Here is a 4381-nt window from a genome sequence, read left to right as displayed (position 1 = left end):
CCCACAGCACCCGCAACCGCACCGACTTGTGCAACTCGCGACGCGAACTGATCCAGTAGCTGCGCTGGATGCTCTCCCCCGGCAGCAACGGCACCAGGTCCGCATCGCCGGCCGCCATGAAGCAGGGTAATACCGCGATCCCCAATCCGGACCGCGCAGCCTGGTGTTGGGCAATCACGCTGGTGCTGTGGAACACCACCTTGGGGCTGCGACAGAAGCTGCTGAGGAATTTCAGCTCCTGGCTGAACAGCAGGTCATCGACATAATCGATCCACGCATGGGCCGCGAGGTCTTCGCGTTTTTCAATCGGCGGATGACGCGCAAGATAGACGCGGCTGGCATACAGCGCCAGGCGGTAATCGGTGAGTTTGCGGGTGACCAACTGATCGACGCTTGGGCGTTCCAGGTGAATGCTGATTTCCGCTTCACGGTTGAGGATGCTGACAAAACGCGGCACCGCGACCAATTCCACTTCCAGGCCGGGATAGCGCTCAAACAGCCCACCCATGCGACTGGCGAGGAACATCACCCCCAGGCCCTCCGCCACGCCAAGACGAATCTTGCCCAGGGGCGCCGCGCAATGGGTGAGTTCGTCTTCAGCCAGCAGCGCGACGTTCTCCATGGCTTCGGCATGTTTGAGCAGGGCTTCGCCGGACGGTGTCAGCTCATAACCCTGGGCGTGCTGCACGAACAGCGCCGTACCCAGGCTTTTTTCGATGGCCTCTATATGCCGGGCTACCGTGGCATGCGTGGTTTTCAAGCGTTGCGCGGCGGTGAGCAAGCGGCCGCTGCGCTGCAACTCGAGAAAAAACCGCAGGTCATTCCAGTCGAACATATCGCCTCCGTTGCGCACGCGTGGGCAGCGCTGTTCAAAAACGCACAGCAGCTGGGCAAAAACTAACATTTTTAAGACGAAAACTAACAACTAGGATGGAGCCAATAAGAAAAACAAGCGAGACCCCAGATGCCCAATGCAACTGCTGAATACGATTACGTGATCGTCGGTGCCGGCCCCGCCGGCTGCTTGCTGGCCAATCGTCTGTCCGCCAACCCGGCCCATCGCGTCCTGCTGCTGGAGGCCGGTGGTCGCGATAACTATCCCTGGATTCACATTCCCGTCGGCTACCTGTTCTGCATCGGCAACCCACGCACCGACTGGTGCTTCAAGACCGAAGCCCAGGCCGGCCTGCAAGGTCGCGCGCTGAGTTACCCGCGCGGCAAGGTGCTGGGAGGTTGCTCGTCCATCAACGGCATGATCTACATGCGCGGCCAGGCCCAGGACTATGACGGCTGGGCGGCCCAAGGTAATCCGGGGTGGGCCTGGAACGACGTATTGCCGCTGTTCAAGCACAGCGAAAACCATTTCGCCGGCGGCTCGCAGTTCCACAGCGACGGTGGCGAATGGCGAGTCGAGCAGCAGCGCTTGCACTGGCCGATCCTGGACGCGTTTCGCGACGCGGCCGAGCAAAGCGGCATCGCCAACATCAACGATTTCAATCAGGGCGACAACGAAGGCTGCGGCTACTTCCAGGTCAACCAGAAAGCCGGGGTGCGCTGGAATGCGGCCAAGGCGTTCCTCAAACCGGTCCGCCAGCGGCCCAACCTGACCGTGTTGACCGAGGTTGAGGTTGACCGCGTGGTGTTGGAAAACGGCCGCGCTTGCCAGGTCGTCGGGCGCCGGCACGGCCAACAACTGAGCTGGAAAGCGCGCAAGGAAATCGTGCTGTGCGCCGGCGCTGTCGGCTCGCCCGGCATCCTGCAACGCTCGGGTATCGGCCCCGCCCATGTGCTAAAACCGTTGGGCATCGATGTGGTCCATGAATTGCCGGGCGTCGGTGGCAACCTGCAGGACCACCTGCAACTGCGCCTGATCTACAAGCTGGAAAACGCCCGCACCCTGAACCAGATCGCCGGCACCGTATGGGGCAAGATGGGCATGGGCCTGCGCTACCTGTATGACCGCAGCGGGCCGCTGTCGATGGCGCCCAGCCAGCTTGGCGCGTTCGCCCGCTCCGGGCCGGAGCAGACCTCGGCCAACCTCCAATACCACGTGCAACCGCTGTCGCTGGAGCGTTTTGGCGAGCCGCTGCACGCGTTCCCGGCCTTTACCGCCTCGGTCTGCGACCTGCGCCCCCAGAGTCGCGGGCGGATCGATATCCGTTCGGCCAACCCGGCGGATGCGCCGCTGATCCGGCCCAACTACCTCAGCCACCCGCAAGACCTGCGCGTGGCCGCCGACGCCATTCGCCTGACGCGGCGCATCGTGGCCGCCCCCGCCCTGAGCCAGTTCAAGCCGGTCGAATATTTGCCCGGTGACGCCCTGCAAACCGAAGAACAACTGCACGAAGCGGCGGCGCGTATCGGCACGACCATTTTCCATCCGGTAGGCACTTGCCGCATGGGCGCCGACAAGGACGCAGTGGTCGACGCACAGTTGCGCGTGCATGGCGTGCCGGGCCTGCGCATCGCCGATGCTTCGATCATGCCGCGCATTACCTCAGGCAACACCTGCTCACCGACGCTGATGATCGCCGAGAAAGCCGCACAACTGATCCTTTCACCGAACACAAGGAGCCTCGCCCCGGAGAGAGAACTGGTTCACGCAATCTGAATAGCGGCGCCGCACCCGGCGCCGACAGTGGAACAACAATAAATAATCACTGTGAGGGCTACCCGATGTCAGAACATGCTCAACCCTTGGGCTCCGCGATGCCTGCGAGCACCAGCAACGACTCAAAGAAAGTCATTTTCGCCTCGTCCCTCGGGACGGTTTTCGAGTGGTATGACTTTTTCCTCTACGGTGCCCTCGCGGCGGTGATCAGCAAGCAGTTCTTCGCCGGGGTCAACGACACCACCGCGTTTATCTTCGCACTGATGGCGTTCGCCGCAGGCTTTGTGGTGCGACCCTTCGGCGCGCTGGTATTCGGCCGCCTGGGCGATATGATCGGGCGCAAGTACACCTTCCTCGTCACGATCATTCTGATGGGCGTGGCGACCTTTTGCGTGGGGCTGTTGCCCACCTATGCCAGCATCGGCATCGCTGCGCCGATCATTCTGATTGTGCTGCGCATGCTGCAAGGCCTGGCTCTGGGTGGTGAATACGGGGGCGCCGCCACTTATGTCGCCGAACACGCACCGCCCGGCAAACGTGGCTTGCACACCAGCTGGATTCAATCCACCGCCACCCTCGGCCTGTTGCTGTCGTTGCTGGTGGTGCTGGCCTGCCGTTATTTCACCGGCGACCAGTTCGAGGTGTGGGGCTGGCGTATTCCGTTCCTGTTTTCCATCGTGTTGCTGGGCATCTCCACCTGGATTCGCATGAGCCTGCATGAATCGCCGGCGTTCCTGAAGATGAAAGAGGAAGGCAAGGCCAGCAAGGCGCCGATCCGCGAGTCGTTCGGTAAATGGGAAAACCTCAAAGTCGTACTGATCGCGCTGTTCAGCATCAACGGCGGGCAGGCGGTGACTTTTTATGCGGCGCAGTTTTATGTGCTGTTCTTCCTCACCCAATTCCTGAAGATGGACCCGGCCCTGGCCAACATGTTGTTGATCATCAGTGTGGTGATCGGCGCGCCGTTCTTCATCCTGTTTGGCTGGCTGTCGGACAAGGTCGGTCGCAAGCCGATACTGATGCTCGGCCTGCTGCTGGCGACCGTGCTGTATTTCCCGATATTCAAGAGCCTGGCGCACTACACCAACCCGGCGATGGACCAGGCCAGCCGCCAGGCACCGATTACCGTGCTGGCCGACCCGGCCACTTGCACCTTCCAATTCGACCCGGTGGGCAAGGCGCGCTTTGACAGCCCGTGCGACAAGGTCAAGACGTTCCTGGTCAAACAAGGCCTGCCGTACAGCAGCGCCGCCGCCCCAGCCGGCGCGCCGGTGCAGGTCAGCGTGGGTGACGTACGTATCGATGGCTTTGATGAGGCGGCGCTGCGTGGCGCGGTGACCCTGGCCGGCTACCCTAGTTCGGCGGACATGGCCCAGGTCAACAAGGTAATGGTGGTGGTGCTGATCGTGGCGCTGATCCTGATCGCAGCCATGTGCTACGGCCCGTTGGCGGCGCTGATGGTGGAACTGTTCCCGACCCGCATCCGCTACACCTCGATGTCGCTGCCCTACCACATCGGTAACGGCTGGTTCGGCGGGTTCCTGCCGACTGTGTCGTTTGCGCTGGTGGTGTACACCGGGGATATCTTTTATGGCTTGTGGTACCCGGTGGTCGTGACTGGGGTGAGCCTGATCGTCGGGATGTTCTGCCTTAAAGAAACGCGGCATGTGGATATCGACAATAACTGAGTTTCTCTGAGCACTGGGGACCCTTGTGGGAGCGGGCTTGCCCCAATGCCAGTCAGTTAAGCGCTAGAGCAGGCAACCGTCG

At 61.8% G+C, this 4381-nt stretch carries 3 protein-coding genes; 2 read left to right on the top strand and 1 reads right to left on the bottom strand.

Annotation, left to right across the window (positions count from 1 at the left end):
• Positions 1-835, bottom strand: an 835-nt coding sequence (locus Q1V60_RS03555) for a LysR family transcriptional regulator (RefSeq protein ID WP_300627478.1), incomplete at its 3' end; no start/stop codon positions are given.
• 129 nt (positions 836-964) lie between these two features.
• Between Q1V60_RS03555 and Q1V60_RS03550 the strand changes: the two genes are divergently transcribed.
• Positions 965-2611 carry a GMC family oxidoreductase N-terminal domain-containing protein gene (locus Q1V60_RS03550; protein ID WP_300627477.1) on the top strand — a complete coding sequence of 549 codons (1647 nt, stop codon included), beginning with the start codon at positions 965-967 and terminating at the stop codon, positions 2609-2611.
• A gap of 65 nt (positions 2612-2676) precedes the next feature.
• Entirely contained in the window at positions 2677-4299 is a 1623-nt protein-coding gene (locus tag Q1V60_RS03545) for an MFS transporter (RefSeq protein ID WP_300627475.1), read from the top strand.
• Positions 4300-4381 lie beyond the last annotated feature (82 nt).

Source organism: Pseudomonas sp. (assembly GCF_030147005.1).
Classification (GTDB): Bacteria; Pseudomonadota; Gammaproteobacteria; order Pseudomonadales; family Pseudomonadaceae; genus Aquipseudomonas.
This window is presented reverse-complemented; position numbering and strand designations above follow the sequence as displayed.

Excerpts from the sequence above, each read along its gene's own strand:
- Q1V60_RS03550 (WP_300627477.1), top strand. The coding sequence starts at position 965 with ATGCCCAATGCAACTGCTGAATACGATTACGTGATCGTCGGTGCCGGC.
- Q1V60_RS03545 (WP_300627475.1), top strand. The coding sequence starts at position 2,677 with ATGTCAGAACATGCTCAACCCTTGGGCTCCGCGATGCCTGCGAGCACC.